The organism is Cryobacterium sp. TMT1-3, from assembly GCF_004402315.1.
Classification (GTDB): Bacteria; Actinomycetota; Actinomycetes; order Actinomycetales; family Microbacteriaceae; genus Cryobacterium; species Cryobacterium luteum.
This window is the reverse complement of sequence record NZ_SOFW01000034.1, coordinates 14,669-35,257: the sequence shown is the minus strand read 5'-3', so window position 1 is coordinate 35,257 and position 20,589 is coordinate 14,669. Positions and strand designations below refer to the sequence as shown.

The following is a 20,589-nucleotide window of genomic DNA, read 5'->3' as shown; positions in this document are numbered from 1 at the left end:
GCCGGGCCTCATTCGCTGGGCCCGGCAGCCTCATGCTTATCAACACGGTCCGAAACTAAGTCAGTGACACGCCGGCCTCACCGGTGTCGACAAGAAGCACCCCCGAATCGACGTTCCATCTCATCACGGCACGCGTACCGGGCTCGCGCACGATGGTCGAGTGCGCCTCACGAACGGTGCCGACGCTCCCATCCGGAAGCTGCACCTCACAGCGCCAAGCTGAACCCAGATAGCTCGAGTCCAACACGATTACTGGCAGCGAATTGATCCGAGTGGAGTCTGTAACGGTGCCTTCATCGTGCAGAGTTATGTTTTCGGGGCGGATGAGAATTGCCAGGGATGTCGAATCCTGTTCACCGGGAACACGAATATCGTGCCCAGAAATATTCAACGTTGTCGTACCGTGAAGGGAATCGACCCTTGAGCCGGAAAGTACGGTGGATTCACCGAGAAAGCGCCCGACAAAAAGAGTTGCAGGCCTTTGGTACAGCTCAGCGGGGCTGCCGACCTGCTCGATCCGCCCATTGTTGAAGACCGCAATCCGGTCAGAAAGGGAAAGCGCCTCCTCCTGGTCGTGCGTAACGTACACAAAAGTTGATCCCACCTCACGGTGAATTCGCTTGATCTCTTTCTGAAGCCATTCGCGCAATTTCTTGTCGAGGGCACCGAGCGGCTCATCCATGAGCAATACGCGGGGCTGATAAACGAGTGCACGCGCGAGGGCCACGCGCTGTTGTTGCCCCCCTGAGAGCTCCGTCGGGTATCGATCGCCGAACTCTCCCATGCGCACCATCTGGAGCGCACCGGCGATCATCGTCTTCTGTTCGGATCTCGAAATTTTACGCCGATCGAGCGGATATGCAATGTTCTCAGCGACGGTTTTGTGCGGGAACAGCGCATAGTTTTGAAAAACCATGCCGATGTCTCGTTTATGTGCTGGCAGCTTGGCAACTGGCTTGCCGTAGATGTGTAGCAGCCCCTCCGTTGCCGAGACGAAGCCAGCAATCATGTTCAGAGTCGTCGTCTTGCCCGACCCGGACGGGCCGAGGAACGTCATGAATTCTCCCGGCTCAATAACGAGGCTGATGTCGTCAACTACGGCTTTCTTCCCATAACGTTTGGTCACAGCCCGAAGACTGATCCCCGCGTCATTGATTACGCCGATGATCTGGGTATTCAGATTTAATTGCCGAAGTTCCTGTTCGTGAATGTCAGGTGCGGCGTCAATACTGTCCGGTCTCATGCCGAAACTCGCTTTCTTTTGCGGGTAGCAAATTGTGCAGTGAGCATCACAATCACAGATGTGAACATTGCGACAACAGCCACCGCGGCGACAGTCGGGTCACTCGCCTGGGTCACGCTGTTGTAAATCTTCACGGGCAAAGTTTGCAGCTGCGGGCTTTGAATAAAGAGGGACAAAATAATTTCGTCGAAAGAAGTCACGAATGCGAACAGCGCACCAGCTGTCACTCCCGGCATTATCAGTGGAAGGGTGATGCTGAAAAATGTTCGAAGTCGACCCGCTCCCAAGGTAGCCGAAGCCTGTTCCAAGCGTGGGTCTACCCCCTGCAGTGAGGCCGTTACGTTGATGATGACCAAAGGGAGTGCAACAACCGTGTGAGCGAGCACAAATCCGGGGAGAGTGCCCAACAGGTTGAATCGCAGGAAGAGGGAGTACAGCCCGATGGCGATCACAATGCCGGGCACAATAAGCGGGGTGAGGAAGAAGTTCTCCAACAAGGACTTTCCGCGAAATCTAACTTTAGATAATCCGATAGCCGCCATGATTCCCAGGGCCGTAGCGACAACCATGGTGATGAGCGCAACCTGCAGTGATGAGCCCAACGCTCGCATCCATGACGGATCGGTGAAGAAGTTCGCGTACCACTGCAGGGAAAAGCCCTGGGGCGGAAAATTGAACGACGCCGCCGAATTGAACGACATCGGAATGATGACCAGAGTTGGAAGCAACAACCAGAGGACGGTGAGAACGGCCAGGGCGCTCAAAGCGCGTTTCAGCGTCATTTTGTTCTCCCCGCAAACAGGCTCGTGCCCTTGGAGGCGCGTCCCACAAGAGCAAGGACCACGATTGTGGTCGTTAGCATGAAGATGCCCAGCGCGGTGCCGTGACCCCACATCAGGAACCCACTGATCTGCTGGTACATGAGTGCAGACATCATGATTTCCTTTGACGAGCCGAGCAACGCGGGGATGATGTAGAAACCGAGTCCCAAAATGAAGACCGTGACCGAGCCTGCAAATATCCCTGGCCGTGACAGTGGCAAATAGACCGTAAAGAAAGCCGTAACCGGCCTCGCCCCAAGATTGGCCGCCGCGGGAAGCAACCGCTTGTCGATCTTGGCAAGTGCCGAATATAGCGGCAACACCATGAAGGGCAGCAGCACTTGGGTCATGCCTAAAGCCACTCCGAAAGTACTTCGGATGAGAGGCAGGGGGCCGATTCCAAACACAGACTCGAGTAGTCCGTTTATAGGGCCCGTGTCCTGCAAGAGAACCATCCATGCGAGCGTTCGAACCAAAATACTGGTCCATAAAGGCAGCATGATAAACAGCTGCAACATGTTACGCGTACGATCGCTCACGATTGTCATCAAGTACGCATAAGGGTAAGCGATGAGTAGGCAAACGATCGTCACCAGGAACGAAGTTCCGAAAGTGCGACCCGCGACGACCATATTCGTCGGAGTAGTAAAGAGCCACACGTAGTTCTGGATACCAAGGCTTGGATCGGTGATGCTCCGAATGAAGACATCAATGAGTGGCGCGAGAAAGAAGAACGAAACGATGATAAAGGCTGGTATCAGCAGGAGAAAGGGCCGCCAATTTCTCGGCTCACGAGTCGGCCTTGTCGTGTTACCCCCTGCAGCTGAGAGCTTATTTAGTTCGCGAATTGGAGATAGGTCTGACATGCCGGTTAGCTCCCGGTAACCCATCCGGCCCATGCTTCCGACAAAGCATCGTAGTTCTCGACCCAGAAGTCGATGTTGGGCGCGTGGCCTGTGGCGAGATGTTCTGTGGTGAGCCACGTCTCCAACGTCGCATCCACTTTGGGCTTCGCGTCGATGTTTACCGGCCCATAAGAGGTCAGCTCCGTCATGCGTGCCTGCTGTTCTGCGCCGAGGTAAAAATTGACGGCGGCGAAAGCGGCTTGTGGATCCTTTACACCTTTGGGGATAGCCGTTGAATCGACCATGATCATCCATTCATCCCACATAGGAGCGACCGGGGCACCGGCTGCAGCCGCGCCGTAGCCACGTCCAGACCAGACCAGACCCATAGCAGCCTCGCCCGATTCGAGTTGTTGCTGCGCTTGGGCGCCTGAGGTCCAACCAATGACGTCATCTCCAAGGCCGCGATATTTGTCGAAGGCAAGGTCGATGTCGGCAACGTTTACATCGCTCAGATCTTTACCGTCCGCCGCAAGGGCGAACTCGACCGTCTGGGGGTCTACGTACGGCGATTGACTGACCGTGCGCTTGCCCGGAAACTTCTTTGTGTCGAAGAAGTCAGCTGCGCTGGTGGGTGGGTTGTCGCCGAACGCGTCCGTGTTATAGGCGACGACGAGGCCGTAGAGAATGTTTGGCACCATGCACTTGTCTGTGATGGTTCCCTCGGGAACTTTCGAGATGTCGACCTGCGAGTAGTCATACTCCTCGTAGAGCGTTCCGCAGCCACGGGCGGTGTCAAATTGGGTTGCATTGGTAATGTCCCAAGACACGTTCTTGCTGTCCACCATTGCTTTGAGTTTGCCCGCATCGAATGCGTCCTGGAGAAAAGTTGCCCCCGATATCTTCGCAAACGGATCCCAGGCTGCGTCACGTTGACCATCCTGAAAAATGCCGCCAGAGGCGGCGTAAGTCAGCGTGACACCATCGAAAACGCCATCGGGGACAACGCCGGCTACCGGGGTGCCAAGGTCCCGACTCGCTACTGGTTCGGCGTCACCTGCGCTTGCGCAGCCGGCGATCAGGAGAGTCGCCACTCCACCCATCGCAATCACGCACAGCTGTCGCTTCAGTTTCTGGTTCCGCATTGTGATCCTTCTTCTTTCACTCCGTTGTGAACCCCGTAAAGACAGATACACACGCACAAGGTGCATCGCCCGCCCTCGGAATCGGTTAGCCCCAACGTAGCAATTGCAATCCAAAAGTGCGAGCACTTTATCAAGATCAGTGGGTAGTGTCGACGAAAAAGTCGGAATTTTGAGCAGAACGTGATGCAATTTTGCACAACACACACAATCTCTAGCTAAAGTGCGCTGGCGCCCCCTAGCGAGGGACAAGCGATGCGGTGGGAATGCCGTGCTCCCACGGAACGGTCAGCGATTCGGCGAACACGGATAACTGCCGCAGATGCTCGGGCCGCGATGGGTGATTGAAATAGGCGTCGGCTTCGCGCTCGTTGACGCGGCGCAGAAAAAATAGCTGCGGGCCGTGGTCGGCCAGAATGAGTTCGAACCTGGTGCGGCCTTTCTGCCTCACAACGATTACCCGCTTGCTCGTAAGATGAGGCAATGAGAACGGTTGCGGTTTACAGCACCAAGGGTGGGGTCGGCAAAACAACAGCGGCGGTCAATCTCGCGTGGGAGGCATCCCAACAGTTCCGGGTGCTGCTCTGGGATCTGGACCCGCAGGGCGCCTCAACCTATGTCCTCAATGTGAAAGCGCGAGTCAAAGGGGGCGTAGATTCGCTCATCCGCGGAAAGACTGAGATGGATGCTGCTATCCGGTCAACCGCCTACCCAAACCTCGATGTGCTGCCGGCTGATGAGACGTATCGAGGGCTCGACCTGGTCCTCGACGCGGCGAAGAAGTCCACACACCGCCTTGCCAAAGTGCTTGAGTCAGTGGCGAAAGAATACGATGTCGTCATCCTGGACTGTCCGCCCGGGGCGTCCCTCGTCGCCGAGAACGCGCTCCACGCGGCCGACCTCGCCGTGGTACCGCTCGTTCCTTCGCCGCTGTCACTGCGGTCACTCGCCCAGGTCAACGAGATCATCGCAGCATCGGACCATCCGCCCAAGGTGTTCGCATTCCTGTCGATGGTGGACCGCCGCAAACTGGTACACCGTTCTGCCGTCGAATCCCTGCCGCGGGAACACCCACAGGTTATCGACCTCGTAGTTCCCTCGACTGTCGTCATCGAGCGGATGGGGTCTGAACGCGCCCCGATCGGCATCTACGCACCGGGAACTGAAGCTGCTCGTGTCTTCGCCCGACTGTGGGAGTTCGTCCACTCGGCGTCAAAGGTTAAACGGAGCGCACGGCTCGAGTAGTACGACCGAAGTTATCGTGCAGCGCCTCACGCGCCGATCACAGGGATGTCACTACTGTGGAGAAAACGGCCCTGTGCCGACGACTCAGTGGAGGTGCGCATAATGGCGCAGACAAAGAAGAACAAGACTACGTCCGTTTCGACGAGCAGCAAGAAGCGTGCGAAGAAGGCGCTCGCGCGGGCCGAGAAATCGGTGCAGTCAGCCCGCAAAGCTGTCGCCCATTCCAGCACGAAGTTGCGCAAGCAAGCGCAGGCCTTGACCAAACAGACACAGAAATTGGCGGCCAAACAGGCGAAAGCGGCCGGCAAGCTAGCGGCCGCGACCAAGACCGCCCGTACCCAGAAGGTGCCCGGGAAGGCACCCAGCCCAGCCGCCCAGTTGATTGCAGCCCTTCCTCGGCCCTCCGAGCCGACCATGGCCGAACTGCGGGGTAAGGCACGGGAACGCAAGATCGTTGGCTACTCGCGCATGAACAAGGCCGCCCTCATAGCAAAATTGAAGTCTGCACGATCCTAAAACACTCGAGTTTGTGTGCACGAGTGCCGCCATTTCGGGGGTGACACCCCCAATTGCTGGCCACGGCAGGAACATCACACGCGCCCAAAGGCGGGCCCGACTATGTTCGACGCCGTCGGCGCGCCGCACCTGCAAGGCTTGACGTGTGCCCGCGGCCAGGTTGTCAGCCCTATCAAGACCGCGTCCTGTGGATGCCCTCGTACCCGCCCGAATGGTCTGCCGTCGATTGGATCACCACTCGTATCGAGGGAGGGATAGCGAACACCACACCCACTGGTGCCGGCGCCACGCGGTCATGGGACGGTGCAGGGTGAAGGAATCTCAAGAGATTCCAACGCTTTGCTAGGCTGCGTGCGGCGCTTCGAATGGCGCTGCGTCTCGTTCGGCGCGCAGCTGGGACCGTGCCGCGTGTTCTACCAGCACGGGGATGAAGTCCCGGATGGGCTTGTCGGAGAGCGAGCCGTGACACTCCGTAACCACTGATTTGACCCGCCCTGTCGGCAGATCGGCGTACCGTACCTCGAGCCGACGCACCACATCGTCGACCGCATTCTTCTCCTGCTTTGAGTCCATAACTTATTGTGGCTGCATTCCGTCTCGGTCTGAGCACGTCCCATCCCCCCAATTGGGGGAGAACGAGACATTTCTCGCGACTCGATCAGGTTTGCGCGCTCGACCAGTTCCTGACCGCGCGAGTGAATCTTTGGGGCCTCAGAGGAAGGCGACCGCTCGCACCGGCGCCCCGTCGCCGCCGAGTCGCAGGGGGAAGAAGCCGATCTGCACCGGTGAGGGCAGGTCATCCAGTCCGCAGAGGTTTTCGACGATCAGCCCACCGCGGCCCAGCACGACCTCGTGCACGGGAAAAGCGCCCGACGAGGTACCGGTCGGGTCGGGACTCAGCGTATCGACCGCGAGGATCCGCATCCCGCGAGCGACAAGCTCACTCGCTGCACCGGCATCGAGGGCCGGATGCCGCACTGCGCGCGCGTCGCCGAACCACCGCGCCCAGCCCGTGTCGATCACGACAATCGGGGGCAGTCGATCAGGTAGCGGATGCTCCGCATTCAGCCGCTCCCACCCGTATACCTCGCCCTCGGCGAGGGCTCGCACCCGCACCACCAGAGCATCGCCGAGAAGCTCGTCGAGGGTCACATCGGCCATGGTCCGTCCACCAGCGATGGTATGGGACGGCGCATCTATATGTGTCCCGGTATGAGACCCCATTTGCAGCCCCGTCACGGCCACCCCGTCGCGGTCGAGGTCGAGCGCGGCGCCGACGTGGACCGGCGGGTCGCCGGGATAGACCGGCATCCCGTCGGTGATCGGGTGGCTAAGGTCCCGGAGCGCCGAGCGAGGCGGCACTCCAGGGCCGTCAGCGAGCGGGGTCAGCATCAGCGAGGTGCCGGCTGGGCTCGAAAGGCGTCTTGCTGCGGCGCGCGAGCGAGAAGGCCAGGTACACGACGAAGGTCAGGAGGAATGCGGGAACAGTCGCACCGAACGGGAGCGGCCACACGTACGCCCACACATAGGCGGACGCCGCACCGACCACCCACGACGCGACAGCGCGCCAGTTGATGCCGCCGGTGTACCAGTAGCGACCGCCCTGAGCCTTCAGGATGTCGGCGCTGTAGCTGCCGCGCGCGACGATGTAGTAATCGACGATCATGATCGCGAAGATCGGTGCGAACAGGGCACCGATCGTGACCAAAAACGTCGTGAACTGGGCCAGAAGACCGAAGAAGGTCGAACCGATGATTGAGATGAGCCCGAGGACGATGGCGGTGGGCAGGAACCGCACTCGCCGGCCGGGGAGCGCGTTGACCACGCTCGTGACCATGCCGTAGACGACCATCGTGTTCGTCGCCATCACGGACAGGAAGATCGCGACCGCGAACAGGGCGCCGAAGGGCTCGATGATCGTCACGGGGTCGAACGGCATCGCGTCGCCGCCCCCCAGGACGACGTAGCCGATCGCGCTCGCGCCGAGCGACATCGAGATCACCGTCGACAGGGTGTAACCGATTCCCGAGCCGACCACACCCGCGCGGGTCGACGATGCGAAGCGGTTGAAGTCGGCCGAGAGCACTGTCCACGATATGGCGGTCGCGACCACAACATCGAACGTCAGTCCCGGGGAGTAGAACGGCTCAAGCGACGCCGGAATGGCCGCGAAGTCTGCCGGCGAGAACGTAGAGAACGCCGTGACGAAGATGTAGGCGGCGATCGCGAGGATGACCGCGGCGAACCACGGTTCCACGCGAGCGACTCCGGCGTGGCCGAAGATCGCGAGGATCACGACGATCGTCTGGCAGAGCACCGCGAAGATGACGGGATTGGAGAACCCGGTCGTCGACGCGACGATGTAGTTGAGGGCGATCCCGGCGAGCATCGCCTGCACCCAGCTCCAGCCCATGAGGATGACCACGTTGGCGGCCACCGGCAGCAGGCTCCCGCGCGTTCCGAACGGTCCGCGCGTGATTGCCATCGTCGGTAGGCCGGTGCGAGTTCCGATTGCGCCGACCGTCACGAGCACGGCTGCTCCGACGATCGTTCCGCCCACGATCAGGGCGATGACGAGGCCGAACGGCACATCCGGCACGAAGAGCGTGCCGGTGAGAAGAGTGGTGACCACAAGGTTCGCGGCCAGCCAGATCATGAGCACGCGGCCAAGCGAGTAGGTTCCGCGAACCGGGCCCGCGTCATCTGATTGTGTGTCCAGTTGGCCTTCGATACCGGTGTAGAGCGACATCTTTGGGCTCCTCGATGAATGGGGTCGGTCAGGGCTGGGGTGACAGGTGTTCGTGGATGGCGATGAGGCCGGCAGAATCAGACCGGAAGACGATCGTTTCGCGCTCCCGGTAGGACTCGGGTCCGTCCGCGGTGCTCACGCTCGTGCTGACGGAGTGCGTGAAGACGGCTCCGCCGGGAAACGTCTGCATCGCGGGCGCGCTCGATGCGCAGGATTTTACGCTCCAGCCGTCGCCCACCCACTCCGTCCACATGGCTTCGTAGGCAGCCCTGTTTTCAATTCGCGCAGGTTCGGTGTGGAAGACGAAGGTTGCCTCGGGTGCGAACAGCGAGAAATAGCGCGGGCCGTCGGTGGCGGCGAACGCCTCGACGATGGCGGATGCCGCGGCACGGACTGCTTCGTCCGTCGGGGTGGGCAGTGTCATGGGTGTCTCCTCTATCGGGCTGGCCGGTCGGGTTCGGGACTTTTGTGTTTGGTCGGGGCTTTCTCGGTCGGCCGGGTTACCCAGGCGCCATCGCACTTAGCAGCTCGTAGATGACATGGCTGGCCGCGATAGCGGTCAGCTGGGCATGGTCGTACGCAGGGGCGACTTCGACCACGTCGGCGCCGACGATGCGCAGATCGGCCAGGGCCCGCAGCATCCGGAGTAGTTCTCGGGTCGTGAGGCCGCCCGCCTCCGGAGTTCCTGTTCCCGGCGCGTGGGCGGGGTCGAGAACGTCGATGTCGATCGAGATGTAGAGCGGCGCGTCTCCGACTCTGGCTCGGATGCGTTCGACGGCGGCCGCGACGCCGTGCTCTTCGACGAATTCGCTCGTAACGATCGCAAAGCCGAGCCGGTCGTCGTCCGCGAGGTCGTCCTTCGAGTAGAGGGGGCCGCGGATTCCGACGTGCATGCTCGCGGTCAGGTCTATGAGGCCTTCCTCGGACGCCCGCCGGAAGGGGGTCCCGTGAGTCATCGGCGCCCCGAAGTATGTGTCCCACGTGTCGAGGTGGGCATCGAAGTGCAAGACCGCGACGGGCCCGTGCTGCGCGTGCGCGGCGCGAAGCAGCGGCAGAGCGATCGTGTGGTCTCCGCCGATGGCGACGAGTCGGTCGGCGTGTTCGCTGAGCTGGCGCGCGCCCGCCTCGATTTCCCCCACGGCAGCAGCGATGTCGAACGGGTTCGCGGCGATGTCGCCGGCGTCGGCGACCTGCTGGGCGTCGAACGGGAAGACGTCTTGCGCAGGATTGTACGGTCGCAGTAGACGCGAGGCCTCGCGCACATGCGCGGGGCCGAACCGAGCACCGGGTCGGTAGCTCACTCCGCTGTCGAAGGGAATCCCGACGATCGCGATGTCTGCACGCTCAACCTCGTCGAGCCGCGGGAGTCGCGCGAAGGTCGCGATTCCCGCGAACCGGGGCACGACACTCGCGTCAACCGGCCCGCGGGGCTCATCCGTCGCATCTTTGCTGAAGGGTTGCATATTTGACAACTTTCGGTACGCTATAGACAACTACGGGGCTTACGGTACGCTGCCCCGGGCAGATCGTCAAGGACGAGAGTGCGAATAGCTTCGAGGAGTAACTGTGCGCGCCATTCACCCCACCGCCGAAGGCACCGCGACACCCATCGGCGCCAAGCTGCGCTCCGCGCGCACAGCTCAGGGCATGTCACTCGCCCAGGTCGCTCAGACGACGGGCCTCAGCAAGGGTTTCCTCAGTCGGGTCGAGCGCGACGAGACGTCACCGAGCGTGGCAACACTTGTCCAGTTGTGTCAGGTGCTCTCGTTACCCGTCGGTGCACTCTTCGCCGAGCCCGACGTTCACCATGTCGCGTACGCCGACGCTCCGCGCATCAACTTGGGCGGAGTGCACGCCGACGAGCGGCTGATGTCGCCGCGCGGCGAGGAGCGGGTTCAGCTGCTGCGATCAGAACTCGACCCCAACGCACACGGCGGGTCCGATCTCTACACGATCAACTGCGACGTCGAAGTGCTCCACCTCGTCTCGGGATCGCTCACCGTGCGATTCGCCGGTCGCACCGTGGCCGTCCACGCCGGCGACGCGCTGACCTTCCCGGGTCGAGAGCCGCACACCTGGCAGGTCGAGGACGGCGAGCCGGCCGTCGTGCTGTGGGTCATCGTGCCCGCGCCGTGGAGCGGCTCGGCGTGACAGAGACCGTCCCTCACCAAGCTCTGGCTCGGTCCTCGTCTTGGCATCACCAGAACTTTCCCCACTTCTCGGAACGGAAATCACGCGGGCCGTTGTCTCGTACGATTCGGAGGCCGAGTACGACAGGCTGCCACCTTGGCACGGGTGAGTGCTTATGACAGCCAGAGCTCGACTGTGTCGGCGATCCTGCTCGAAGGCGAAAGCGCACCGGCACCGCCGTCGCCATGGCCTGGCCCTGGCGGTTAACTTCGGCCCGTGCCTCGTCTTCGGTATCGGCCGTGACCCCGATGCGATGCAGGTGCCCGCTGTCGTCGCGAGCGGATGCGCGAGCTCTGTACATCCCGCTCGGCAGCACGTCGATGACGATGCTGCCCAGCTCACCCACGAGGAATCTTTGGCCTGACCATGTCGATGCTCACGCGCCCAGATAACCACGTCCTGCACGTCATACCGACGTGCCGGGCAAGCTTGAGATAGGGCGGTTTGGTCTGCATCAGGCGCCAATCCTGGAACGTGCTCAGGCACTTGGAGCAGCTCGGAGAGTTCACGCTGAGTGAGAAACGTACAAGTGATTTGCGTTGTCGTGTCCATGCTCAAGAGGTACGCGGCTGAAGTCGTGAGCAGCCCGATTGCGCCGCGACGAGTCCGTAATGGACCCGCGCAACAGAACGCTAAATCCCACCGCCGACGGGGGATATTGGTTCTTTCTGGTCGCTGCCTCGGCGAGAAAGAGGGGTGTGGCCACGCCGGCCCAAACGGGGTATATGCCGCGTTTCCGCGCACTGCCACTCTCCGCTGACGAGACGCAATCAGCTATGCAGATGACCGCCGGCAGGGTGGCATACGTCCTCAAGAGTTTGAGACTGACGGGAGAACCTTGGCCGAGTGCCCTCGATGTCGACGCAGACAACATGGTTCTCACGGCCGAAGGAGACAGGCTGGCTCCCCTGCCTGCCGGCACAACAGCGACTTACACTCGGAGCACGAGCGGTGAAAACTACCGCCTGACTACTACAGACGACGCAACCGAAGCCGGGAGTCGTGACGAACAACTGGGTAGTGCGGTCGTCTTCTACCCGTCTGATGAAGACATTCTGATGAAGGCTGTTGTCGCGCGCGCAAATCGCTCCACCCTGACTGTCGCTGCGACGCTTCCCACCTACAAATGCGTCAAGGGCGGTCGACAGCGTCCCAGAATTCAGCTCGAAGTTCGACTCTGACGGCGTCACTCAAAGTGTCTTCGCCCATTGCTCCAGATAGATCAACCAGAAGCGCCCTGTCGAGGTCACGCGGAATCGACGGTCGACCGTTTCGCAACTCGACTTTCTGGGCATCTGACGCTGTGGTCGCCCAAGCATCAAACGTCTTGGTTGCCACGTGCTCGATCGTCGGAGATAGTTCAGCCAAGTTCTGTTGCAAATGGGCTGCTAGAGATCTGGCAACGGGGAGCGCCTGGTCGAAGGCCGAGGTTATTCGAGGAGGTACCGTCAGCACGCGTGCGATATCTGCCGGACTCGGCTGGGATTGGGCAATGTTCACCTGTGGTGACGGCGTGGAATGGGCTAGCACCGCGGATGCCGCCCGGACAGATGCATCAAGTAGACCGACATCTATAACGTCGAGGTCATCAGCCGCGAGAATTAAGTGCCGGCTGATACCATGATGGCCACCTGTGCGGGCGGGCACTGCGAGGATGGTCACTTGCACGCCTAGGGCTTGAGCCTCCTCGACAGCTTCGGTGAGGTCGTCGTCACCCGACAGTAGATACATGGTGTCGACCGCCCCGTTTCGCGAGTGCCCCACCATGTCTAGTCCGATGCGAAGGTCAACACCTTTTTGCTCACCTTCGACGCCGACGCGTCCAAGACGAAGTTTTACTTTCGGCAGCAGCGCGATGAGTTCTTGACTCGGCGTCGCCACTCCGTCTCGTGCGGCGTCGTACCAGTACACGCGAAGAATCGGCAGGCCAGATTGGTCTTCCACCAGCCGGATCAGGTCCGCGAGTAAATGTGCGTAATCGACATCAACGCCGCGCCTCAAGGACGAACCCGTAAGCCTGGTTGCGGCAGCGGCGATGAGATATCCAGCATCGATATATAAGCCAGAGTGAGAACGCATGGTGGTCTCCAAAAATACATCGTGGCGCTGAATGCAATCGCGCCGCTTGAGAGAGCGCCCTTAAGGATCGCACGGTTCGTCTATGCAAGAATCAACAGCTCGGCGCCGATCGCGTCGTGGACGCGGCCGTAGGCGTCCGAGTCTCAACGTCCCAAGACTCCACCTATGGGGCCGAGGTCACGAGGTGGTTGTCGGTCTGCGAACTCAAGCACGGCCAACCGTTTCATCGGGCACCCTCGCCGAAGCACTTAGCACTCCGGCCGAGCAACGTGGCCAGCTCGTCGAGCGACTCTCCCGTAATTGTGGACTACCCAGTGACACCCTCGAATAGGAGCGCGAGCTCGTCGAGTTCGACGTCCCAGCCCTCTCGGTTCTGCTCGAGACGTTCGCGACGGTAGCGGGTTCCGCCGGGGAGTGTGTCGAAGCCCGATTCGATCACCGTGACATCCGTCCCGGAACCGGCATCGGCGAGGGTGAAACGCACGTGCGTCGAGTACTCGTCGAGCTGTTCGGCGGGGATTCCCGACCAACGGAAGCCGAACGAGCCGTCGGGCACGACCTCGGTGATTTCGATCGGAAAGCTGCCGTAGTCATCCCAGTGGATGCTGCCAGTCGCACCGGGCTCGAGCGCGGCGAACTCCACACCGTCGCCAAACCACTTGACCATCACCTCGGGGTCGGTCAGCGCCCTCCAGACGTGCGCGCGCGAGCCTTCGATGTGCACGGTGCGGGTCACGGTGTGCCCCTTGATTCTTGCGTGATCAGACACGGTGTTTCCTTCACGTTCAAGCCGAGAGCGACGGGACAGTGCCCGCCGAGCGGCACGTCAACAAGATCTGCAAACGCACCTTATCGAGCGTACCCATGATTGCGTATCTGTTCACGGCCGGGCGAACCCCGTGAACGAGGAAGCAACGCATCAGAGGTCGGTCCTTGGGAGCCCAGAGCGCCGAGATGCCACATACTGGCGCCGCTTCTCCCCCTCGCGGTCAGACGGCTGGTCCATCGGCACTCCGATTTCATCAGATGGATCGTTCATGATCGCGGCTACTTGGCCGGCGGCGGGGCCAGCTCGATGACCAAAGCGAGCCGTGCAGAGCGATACGCCGTCGGATTCGTGATGACACGCCCGACCACGATTTGGAGCCGTTCAGCGTCCTCGTCTGCGATCCCGGCGACGGGCTCCAGGCAGTCGGCGATGTCGTTCTGCAGGTTGTGGCCGTCATCGTCGACAGCGACTTGTTGCTGATCACGACGTGCGTGTGCAGGTGCGGGTCACCGGCGCGGCTGTCGAAATGATCGAACGCCGTCGCAATCAGGCCGGTCACATCCACTTGCGCCACAGCGCCACCCCGCGCCGTGGTACCGGTGCGCGTCGCCGCAACCTCCCGCTCCATGTACGCCAGCACCTCGGCCACCGCCGCATGGTGCGCCTGCCCGATGCGCTCCTGCGTGGTCGCGTCGCCCACACCCCACAGGATGCTCGCCGACTTCGGAATCGAAAACGTAAAGTCGCCAGTGACCGGGTCGCGGCCCAACCCGATCAGCAGTTGCAGCTGCGATTCCGCGTTGAAGCGATGTCGACCGTGTCGTGGCGGAGGGACAGCGCTCCTGATGCTCGAACTCGCTGACGCTCCAGTCGCGCGCCTCGATCTCGTCGCGCAGGTATTCCCCGACAGGAAAGGCTTCAGCGACAGTGCTATTCGCTGGACCGGTTATTGTGTCCTCCTCCGAGTTGCGCAGTGCTAGTCGACGTTTGTGATGACCAAAATCTCTTGGCATACCGTGCACGAGACAGTACGCCGGGCCGGCTCGGTCCAGGTTGCTTTAACCAGTCGACCTTCAGGAGCGTCACCAGACCGCCGCATTTGTGATGATTCCCTCACAATCGGGAGACAGTTCGCTCGTGAAAGTCATGAACTGGCCAGTCTGGCCTTCAACTTCTCGACTACCGGGACACGTCGCAAGGATTCAAACGCCTCGATCCCGCTGAAAGCTTTGTCCTGCACAGCTCGGACCTGATCGGAGTCATCCACCGCATTCAGAAAAACGGTGAAAGACCGCCCACGAATCGTGAGTGGTGCCATGAACCGTCCGACAAGCCCTCTGTCCCATTCACGATTGAACTCATCAAAGTCCACGCGAGCCAAATCCTGCTCCGCCAAGAACAACACGTAGTCGCGGATGAAGTCGTACTCCGGTGCGCCCAGCCCAAGTCCAAACTCAGAGTCAGCGTAATCAAGCTTGGCCCTCGCAACATCAACGACGAGGTCCATGCCGAAGTACACGCTTCGACCAAGGTTCATGAGTCCATGCAAGAAGAGGTCAAGGAAGTCGACTGGCAGACCTGCAGAAGGGCTTGTGCGGCCCATGGTTGTTTGGGCAAGCGATGACATCGGCATGGGTTGGACAGGCAGAGGTTCGTTAGTGCTCAGCACGCTACGCACGCTCCCGGCATTGAACACGTTGACCTTCGGCACCTGAATGATTTCTTCGCCCCGCCGGAGCGCATCTCTGGCGTCTACCCAGAAGGTCTCGGCAGCCATTTCGTCGTGCAACACGAGGATTACCGGGAGGGGCGCACGTTCCCAGTAGCTTTTATGCTTGGCGGACGGATAGAAGGGAACCGAATCTGTTGTAGCACCTTTGAAGTAGGAAACACCAGACTTCACCTGGACGAACACCATTCGACCGGTCGCCTGGCCATCATCATTTACGTATTCGATCTGCCCATCGATACCAACGTCGACGCTGACTGTTTCTCGCCAGACGCACCTAGCACGATTCACTTCCCTGGCTATGTGGATGATGCCCTCACGCTCAGTGAATGTCTGGTTTCCGACTGAAGGCAGTTGAGTCATGCCCTCAGTATCCCCTAGCTTTCTTGGGGGCCAGAAGTCGGGCGTTTGTACCGAATAGCCGTCGAGGTCGTCGATCACGAAGACGGCGCCGCCCTCGAAGTCCCCGCCGAGTTCGGGGCCGACCACGAATGACTTCACCCCGGGAATGGATTCACCTTGTCGGCGAAGCAGTGCGATGCCGCGATGCTTGTCGTCCTCGCTCACGCCTGCTTTGAAGGTCAGGCGGTTGATGTGGAAGATCATGTTCGTCGTCCTTTCGAGGGGAAAGCGCGGTGTCGCTCGATTGCTGGTGGTACGCGGGTTTGATTCACACGAAAGCGAGTCGAGGATCAGGCGGCCAGGGCACGCCTGGGGACGAAGCCGTTCCACGAGCGCCAGCCTCGGCACAGGAGGTAGGCGATGACCGTGGTGATCATGATGAAGCCGTCGATAGCCCCGGTCAGGACTGCGTCGGGCTGTGAGATGTTGACGAGGCAGAAGATTGTGATGGCTAGCTTGTGAGCGATGAGGAACTCCCAGATGCCCGGGATGCGCCGCGGCCAGAGGGCCACCAAGGTCCACATGCCCGCGAAGATCGCGAACCCGAACATCTGCCAAGCCTGCACGACGACGTCATCAGCGGCGGCACTGACGGTCAGCGCGATGCCGTTGACAAACGCCACGAGGGTGAGGAGCACGTTGAAGCCCATCAGGCTCCGTCCGACGAGGTCGGCGCGTCGCGAGATGGGGGGTGACGTGGTGGTGCTACTGGTCATGAGGACGCTTCTTTCGAGTCGATGTTCCCGAGGAGTCGTGTCGTTTCACCGACCCCAATTAGGCTGTCGTCTGTAACCTTACAGGCGTCACCCCACGACCTGTCAAGTCGTATGGTAACTTCTGTGCATGCCGTCACAGAGCGTCGAACAGCGAACTCGCAACCGTCGCGGCGAGGGAAGCCGCCTACGCACCGAGATCGTGCAGGTCGCCGCCGACATGCTGGATGAGGGCGTCAATGAAGACAGCATCAGCCTTCGCGCTGTCGCCCGTCGGGTTGGCATTGCCGCCCAGTCGATCTACGCGCACTTCCCTGACCGCGACGCGATCCTGCTCGAGGTCGTGAAGAACGCTTTCGCCGAACTCGGCACCCACCTCAGCCGAGCGACCCTCGCGGCCGAGGGCTCAACGGTTGAAGTGTCGGCGGTCGACAGCCTGTCGGCGCTGTGCGACGCGTACTTGTCATTTGCACTGGAGCGGCCCCGCCGCTACCGCATCCTCTTCGGCGGTGTGTGGGATGCGTCTCGGGCGAAGTCATCGCCGTCCGTCGGTGACGAGGTACAGACCCTTGGGCAAGATGTTTTCGGGATTTTCGTCTCGGCGCTCGACCGGTGCGTGACCGAGGGATCCTCGACCAGCACCGACACCTACGCCGACGCGGCCGCCCTCTGGGCCGGCATGCACGGTTACGCCTCCGTCCGCCCCGCCACCCCGGAGTTCCGCTGGCCCGACGACGTCCCGCGGCGGATCGTCAACGGCCTGGCGAAACTCTGCGGCTCAAGACCTTAGAACAGACCCTCGCGCCACTCGGCGAGTATTGCCAACGAATCATCGGTTCACGGTCGTCACCTGGTCCCGATGCGGACCGTCAACTCATCGGCCGAGCTCAACTAGCTGCTCGTGCGCTACGACGGCCGCGACGACGACCACGGATCGAGAAAGGGGCCCACAGTGTCGGCGACGACTTCGCGATCGAGGCGATAGCGCTCCGGCCGATGCCCGGGGAGTTCGAGACCGGGTTGACGACGTCCTGCGTCGCGCCCGCCACCTCACCGGGCCCGACCAGACCGAGACGCTCACCGAGCGGGTGCACCGACTGAGCGAACAACCCGCACCCGGCCGGCGCCCCGACGCACCCACCCCCGGTCCCCAGCCCCGCGGGCCACAGATGTGAGCACGTCCCCTACGGCCTGGGCCGGTGGCAGCGCGTGCTCTGATTGGCGACCATGACCAGCCCGTCGCAAGACCGCCACGCTCGCCGACGCGCACGAGGCGAAGATGCTCCTCGGGCACTACGTCATGGTCGCGAACACGCCCGAGACCGACCGCCTGTGGAACACGATCTACGCCTGGTGGACCGAGATCGAGGTGCTCATCGTCACCGGCGTCACGAACACCAGAACCGAGGCCGCGAACACCTCAATCAAGAACATCAAACGCACCGGGCGCGGCTTCCGGAACGCCGACAACTACCGCGCCCGTATCCTCCTGAGCAGCGCAGCCAAAAGAGCCGTGTGAACACTCAAATCAGCACCCCTCCACGCTCAACCGCGAAGAGCCACTTTGCCCACCGCTCGATTTGGGCAGGTCTCGTGTCTCGTAAACCTTAGCTTTTCAAGACAGCCCTTCAGCCGTTTGCTGCCGGTGATTCAGCATTGAGACTGATTCGGTGTGACGATTACTCCTCGTCGTCGAACCGTGCCCGCGCCCGCTCCACCTCGGGCATGTTCGCCGTCGTCCAGCGCAGTAGCGCGTCGATGAGCTCGTTGAGCGTGTCGCCAATCGGGGCGATTCGGTACTCGATGGCGAGGGGGCGCGTGGTGATCACGACGCGCTCGACCATGCCGTTGCGCTCGAGCCGACGCAGCGTAGCGGTGAGTGACTTCTGCCCGACGACCGGGATCTCGCGGCGCAGCTCGTTGAAACGCATGGGGCGGCCGCACAGCACATCGAGTACCTGCAGTGACCACTTGTCGAGAATCTGGTCGAGCAGTTCGCGGTGCGGTGCATCGACCTGCAGCAGGGCAGCGTCGGGGTGGGAGGTTTCGTTCATGACACCTAGTCTCCTTGAAGTTCCCTTCGTGCACTAGGTAGACATAGGGTACCTACTCGCTCGAACTGAGGAAAACCTATGACCGTGCAGCTGCTATCCCCCGAGGGCATGATCCAGCCCGTGCCCTACGCCCACGTCTCCGTCGCGACGGGCAGCCGCCACGTGCACATCGCTGGGCAGGTCGGCCGCGATCCCGACACCGACCACATGGCCGACGACCTGGCCGGGCAGGTCGCTCAGGCGCTGCGCAATACCGCTCGCGGGCTCGCTGGCGCGGGTGCGACGTTCGCCGACGTCGTGCGCCTGCGCTTCTTCGTCACCCAGTGGTCGCCAGAGAAGATGGGCGACTTTATGGCAGGCGTCGAACTCGTGGCCCGGGAACTCGGCCTGCCTCAGCCGATGCCACCGGCGTCGCTCATCGGAGTCGAGATCTTGTTCGAAGCCGACGTGCTCGTCGAACTCGAGGCGTATGCCGTACTCGACTGAGCTGGCGGCTCAGGCACCCGGGCGTGCTCTTCGCGCACGATCCAGGATCGCTCGGATCTACGATGGCCGGCCGTGCAGAGGAAGGTATCGGCGATACTGCTACTGTAGCGCTGGCCGTATCCATCCTGGCGACGGACATTCTGTTGGAGCTGGGCGCGAATCCCACCGGCGAAGAAAGCTGAACTTGAACACGATGACTATGCACGGCGGCGCAGATTGGTCCGGGAAGCCGCCCGCTGAAGTCGAGGCGTTCATCCTCGAAACAGGTGACATGCTCCACGAACTCGACGGCACCAGCCTGCACCACTCTTCTACGAACACGGGTATGAGCAAGTAGTGCATTCCCTCGAGAACTGCTCAAACTGCTCGACAACGAACCCGACGCCTAATACTGTAGAGACGTGCGCTTCGCAGGCTTTCGACACTGGAGCCGCCCAGGTGGCCCGCCATTCGTCGGCCCTGAGCGCAAAGCTCACGTGGGGCAACGTGACGGTTCGCCGAGCAGGAGCGCCGCAGCCCCTTGGCGGTGTGGGCGTGTGCGGTTAGGGTTCCCCAGTGACACAGCTTCGGCACGATCGGCTGTTGCGTACAATAGCCCAGATCTGTCTCGTTGGTCGTTACACGTTTCGACGTCCTGAAACCATTCGAACCAGGAATGCGATCACGGCGAGAACCAACAACACCACGCCGACCCATAGCAGAAAGTTAAGGGACTGCACAAAACCACCGGTGATCAAGAGCACAATCGCAATAATGGCCACAACTACAAATAGGATGTTCATCGTTCTACTCTCCCTCCTCCACTGCGCTTCTACTGGTTCACCATACATCTCGGGGACGCACCGGAAAAGTTTTCGGTCACCTCATCCCGATCGCGGCGCCTAAATTTGAGTGGCGTGTGCTCTAATTGCTTGAGTTCTGCTAAGCGGCGAAGGACGCGACCGCTGATTCCAAACGGTCGAACGTGAGGTTCTGGTCCGGCACCTCAATATTGAGGACTTCGAAAGTCGAACCGTAGTGGTGGATGTACCCGAGTACCTTCTCGGGTGAACGCTCGTCTTGCCGCCAGTCCCCCCAGAGAAACGCCGTCATTTGGGTATCGGAATGCACACCCCGTTCAACGTTCACCACGGCCGCGCACCCGCCATTCAGCACGCCCTTGCCCGCGTTCTCACGACGGCTTATACCGAGCACCCTGAACGCTTCGTTCGGCAGCACCCGCAGCCACCCACGTTCCCGACGACGGCCTGGATCAACGAACCCGAGGAGGAAGGAACGAAATCAATGACCGGCTAAAAGAACTGACTCATAAAGGTTGACATCTTCCGCGCACCGCGTCAAGCCCCATGCGCTCGACGCTCGCACGCAGCACTGTCCCGGCCAGATCATCCGGACGGATGCCGGCGAGTGCCCCGCTTGCACGCCCGAACGGCGTCCGCACCGCGTCGTAGATGTAGGTGCCGCTCATGTCGATCCTCTCGGTTCAGTCTGCTCCCCGAGCGACGCTACCGCGCATGGACTCGACCGCGAAGCAGCATCCCCGTTCCGAAACAGCGCGATTCCGACGCAGTCTCGGAACGGAGACGCAGTCTCGGCGATGTTGCGG

Annotated in this window: 25 protein-coding genes and 3 pseudogenes; 8 read left to right on the top strand and 20 right to left on the bottom strand. The window is 61.3% G+C overall.

Features of this window, described 5'->3' with window-relative positions; genetic code table 11:
- Positions 1-55: 55 nt before the first annotated feature.
- The 5 genes from E3O25_RS11070 to E3O25_RS11050 form a co-directional block, all read right to left on the bottom strand.
- Positions 56-1,243: an ABC transporter ATP-binding protein gene (locus E3O25_RS11070; RefSeq protein WP_092109034.1), complete on the bottom strand. Its 1,188-nt coding sequence runs from the start codon at positions 1,241-1,243 to the stop codon at positions 56-58.
- Entirely contained in the window at positions 1,240-2,025 is a 786-nt protein-coding gene (locus tag E3O25_RS11065) for an ABC transporter permease (RefSeq protein ID WP_092109036.1), read from the bottom strand. Before E3O25_RS11065 ends, E3O25_RS11070 begins: the two co-directional genes overlap by 4 nt.
- The gene (locus E3O25_RS11060) at positions 2,022-2,930 is read right to left on the bottom strand and encodes an ABC transporter permease (protein WP_092109159.1); all 909 of its coding nucleotides are present in this window, start codon (positions 2,928-2,930) and stop codon (positions 2,022-2,024) included. The genes E3O25_RS11065 and E3O25_RS11060 overlap by 4 nt, the downstream gene beginning before the upstream one ends.
- Positions 2,931-2,935: 5 nt before the next feature.
- Positions 2,936-4,054 (bottom strand): extracellular solute-binding protein, encoded by a 1,119-nt coding sequence (locus E3O25_RS11055; RefSeq protein WP_241984032.1) that lies wholly within the window; start codon positions 4,052-4,054, stop codon positions 2,936-2,938.
- A 235-nt stretch (positions 4,055-4,289) separates the two neighbouring features.
- The gene (locus tag E3O25_RS11050) at positions 4,290-4,502 is read right to left on the bottom strand and encodes a hypothetical protein (RefSeq protein ID WP_134361155.1); all 213 of its coding nucleotides are present in this window, start codon (positions 4,500-4,502) and stop codon (positions 4,290-4,292) included.
- A gap of 32 nt (positions 4,503-4,534) precedes the next feature.
- On the opposite strand from E3O25_RS11050, the gene E3O25_RS11045 reads away from it, so the two are divergent.
- Positions 4,535-5,296 (top strand): ParA family protein, encoded by a 762-nt coding sequence (locus tag E3O25_RS11045; RefSeq protein ID WP_134361154.1) that lies wholly within the window; start codon positions 4,535-4,537, stop codon positions 5,294-5,296.
- 102 nt (positions 5,297-5,398) lie between these two features.
- Positions 5,399-5,812, top strand: a complete 414-nt coding sequence (locus E3O25_RS11040; protein WP_092109045.1) for a Rho termination factor N-terminal domain-containing protein — start codon at positions 5,399-5,401, stop codon at positions 5,810-5,812.
- Between the two features lie 342 nt (positions 5,813-6,154).
- Here the strand turns inward: E3O25_RS11040 and E3O25_RS11035 are convergent, their stop codons facing one another.
- The 5 genes from E3O25_RS11035 to speB form a co-directional block, all read right to left on the bottom strand.
- A complete protein-coding gene (locus tag E3O25_RS11035; RefSeq protein WP_092109048.1) occupies positions 6,155-6,385 on the bottom strand; it encodes a three-helix bundle dimerization domain-containing protein in 231 nt (76 codons plus the stop codon).
- 138 nt (positions 6,386-6,523) lie between these two features.
- Positions 6,524-7,204, bottom strand: coding sequence for a cyclase family protein (locus E3O25_RS11030; protein ID WP_092109049.1), 681 nt, complete (start codon positions 7,202-7,204; stop codon positions 6,524-6,526).
- Positions 7,185-8,561 (bottom strand): cytosine permease, encoded by a 1,377-nt coding sequence (locus E3O25_RS11025; RefSeq protein WP_134361153.1) that lies wholly within the window; start codon positions 8,559-8,561, stop codon positions 7,185-7,187. Before E3O25_RS11025 ends, E3O25_RS11030 begins: the two co-directional genes overlap by 20 nt.
- Positions 8,562-8,589: 28 nt before the next feature.
- Positions 8,590-8,985, bottom strand: coding sequence for a nuclear transport factor 2 family protein (locus E3O25_RS11020; protein ID WP_134361152.1), 396 nt, complete (start codon positions 8,983-8,985; stop codon positions 8,590-8,592).
- Between the two features lie 76 nt (positions 8,986-9,061).
- Positions 9,062-10,024 (bottom strand): agmatinase, encoded by a 963-nt coding sequence (speB, locus tag E3O25_RS11015; protein ID WP_092109058.1) that lies wholly within the window; start codon positions 10,022-10,024, stop codon positions 9,062-9,064.
- Between the two features lie 103 nt (positions 10,025-10,127).
- Between speB and E3O25_RS11010 the strand changes: the two genes are divergently transcribed.
- The gene (locus E3O25_RS11010; RefSeq protein WP_134361151.1) at positions 10,128-10,712 is read left to right on the top strand and encodes an XRE family transcriptional regulator; all 585 of its coding nucleotides are present in this window, start codon (positions 10,128-10,130) and stop codon (positions 10,710-10,712) included.
- Between the two features lie 46 nt (positions 10,713-10,758).
- Here E3O25_RS11010 and E3O25_RS11005 read toward each other — a convergent pair whose 3' ends face one another.
- The 6 genes and pseudogenes from E3O25_RS11005 to E3O25_RS10980 form a co-directional block, all read right to left on the bottom strand.
- Positions 10,759-11,097 carry a hypothetical protein gene (locus E3O25_RS11005; RefSeq protein WP_134361150.1) on the bottom strand — a complete coding sequence of 113 codons (339 nt, stop codon included), beginning with the start codon at positions 11,095-11,097 and terminating at the stop codon, positions 10,759-10,761.
- A gap of 785 nt (positions 11,098-11,882) precedes the next feature.
- A complete protein-coding gene (locus tag E3O25_RS11000; RefSeq protein ID WP_134361149.1) occupies positions 11,883-12,830 on the bottom strand; it encodes an NYN domain-containing protein in 948 nt (315 codons plus the stop codon).
- Between the two features lie 307 nt (positions 12,831-13,137).
- Positions 13,138-13,599, bottom strand: a complete 462-nt coding sequence (locus E3O25_RS10995) for an SRPBCC domain-containing protein (RefSeq protein ID WP_134361148.1) — start codon at positions 13,597-13,599, stop codon at positions 13,138-13,140.
- Between the two features lie 469 nt (positions 13,600-14,068).
- A pseudogene (mobF, locus tag E3O25_RS10990) lies at positions 14,069-14,398 on the bottom strand (MobF family relaxase); the annotation flags it as partial.
- Positions 14,399-14,743: 345 nt separating this feature from the next.
- Complete coding sequence (locus E3O25_RS10985) at positions 14,744-15,934, bottom strand: DUF4365 domain-containing protein (RefSeq protein ID WP_134361147.1); 1,191 nt, start codon at positions 15,932-15,934, stop codon at positions 14,744-14,746.
- 86 nt (positions 15,935-16,020) lie between these two features.
- Positions 16,021-16,446, bottom strand: a complete 426-nt coding sequence (locus E3O25_RS10980) for a hypothetical protein (RefSeq protein ID WP_092109073.1) — start codon at positions 16,444-16,446, stop codon at positions 16,021-16,023.
- Between the two features lie 127 nt (positions 16,447-16,573).
- Between E3O25_RS10980 and E3O25_RS10975 the strand changes: the two genes are divergently transcribed.
- Both E3O25_RS10975 and E3O25_RS10970 read left to right on the top strand, forming a co-directional pair.
- The gene (locus E3O25_RS10975) at positions 16,574-17,233 is read left to right on the top strand and encodes a TetR/AcrR family transcriptional regulator (protein WP_092109076.1); all 660 of its coding nucleotides are present in this window, start codon (positions 16,574-16,576) and stop codon (positions 17,231-17,233) included.
- Positions 17,234-17,719: 486 nt separating this feature from the next.
- Positions 17,720-17,962: pseudogene (locus tag E3O25_RS10970) on the top strand (transposase); the annotation flags it as partial.
- 160 nt (positions 17,963-18,122) lie between these two features.
- On the opposite strand, the gene E3O25_RS10965 reads toward E3O25_RS10970, so the two are convergent.
- A complete protein-coding gene (locus E3O25_RS10965; protein ID WP_092109082.1) occupies positions 18,123-18,497 on the bottom strand; it encodes a helix-turn-helix domain-containing protein in 375 nt (124 codons plus the stop codon).
- 78 nt (positions 18,498-18,575) lie between these two features.
- Between E3O25_RS10965 and E3O25_RS10960 the strand changes: the two genes are divergently transcribed.
- Together E3O25_RS10960 and E3O25_RS16995 are read left to right on the top strand one after the other, a co-directional pair.
- Positions 18,576-18,983: a RidA family protein gene (locus tag E3O25_RS10960; RefSeq protein ID WP_092109085.1), complete on the top strand. Its 408-nt coding sequence runs from the start codon at positions 18,576-18,578 to the stop codon at positions 18,981-18,983.
- A gap of 184 nt (positions 18,984-19,167) precedes the next feature.
- The gene (locus tag E3O25_RS16995; RefSeq protein WP_166806016.1) at positions 19,168-19,320 is read left to right on the top strand and encodes a hypothetical protein; all 153 of its coding nucleotides are present in this window, start codon (positions 19,168-19,170) and stop codon (positions 19,318-19,320) included.
- Between the two features lie 280 nt (positions 19,321-19,600).
- Here the strand turns inward: E3O25_RS16995 and E3O25_RS16990 are convergent, their stop codons facing one another.
- Both E3O25_RS16990 and E3O25_RS17275 read right to left on the bottom strand, forming a co-directional pair.
- Positions 19,601-19,765: a hypothetical protein gene (locus tag E3O25_RS16990; protein WP_166787800.1), complete on the bottom strand. Its 165-nt coding sequence runs from the start codon at positions 19,763-19,765 to the stop codon at positions 19,601-19,603.
- 139 nt (positions 19,766-19,904) lie between these two features.
- The gene (locus E3O25_RS17275; protein WP_206750217.1) at positions 19,905-20,075 is read right to left on the bottom strand and encodes a hypothetical protein; all 171 of its coding nucleotides are present in this window, start codon (positions 20,073-20,075) and stop codon (positions 19,905-19,907) included.
- 12 nt (positions 20,076-20,087) lie between these two features.
- Here E3O25_RS17275 and E3O25_RS17270 point away from each other — a divergent pair, with 12 nt between their 5' ends.
- Positions 20,088-20,279 carry a hypothetical protein gene (locus tag E3O25_RS17270; protein WP_134361146.1) on the top strand — a complete coding sequence of 64 codons (192 nt, stop codon included), beginning with the start codon at positions 20,088-20,090 and terminating at the stop codon, positions 20,277-20,279.
- Positions 20,280-20,310: 31 nt separating this feature from the next.
- Here E3O25_RS17270 and E3O25_RS10950 read toward each other — a convergent pair.
- Positions 20,311-20,451 (bottom strand): annotated as a pseudogene (locus E3O25_RS10950) (3-oxoadipyl-CoA thiolase); the annotation flags it as partial.
- Between the last annotated feature and the right edge of the window lie 138 nt (positions 20,452-20,589).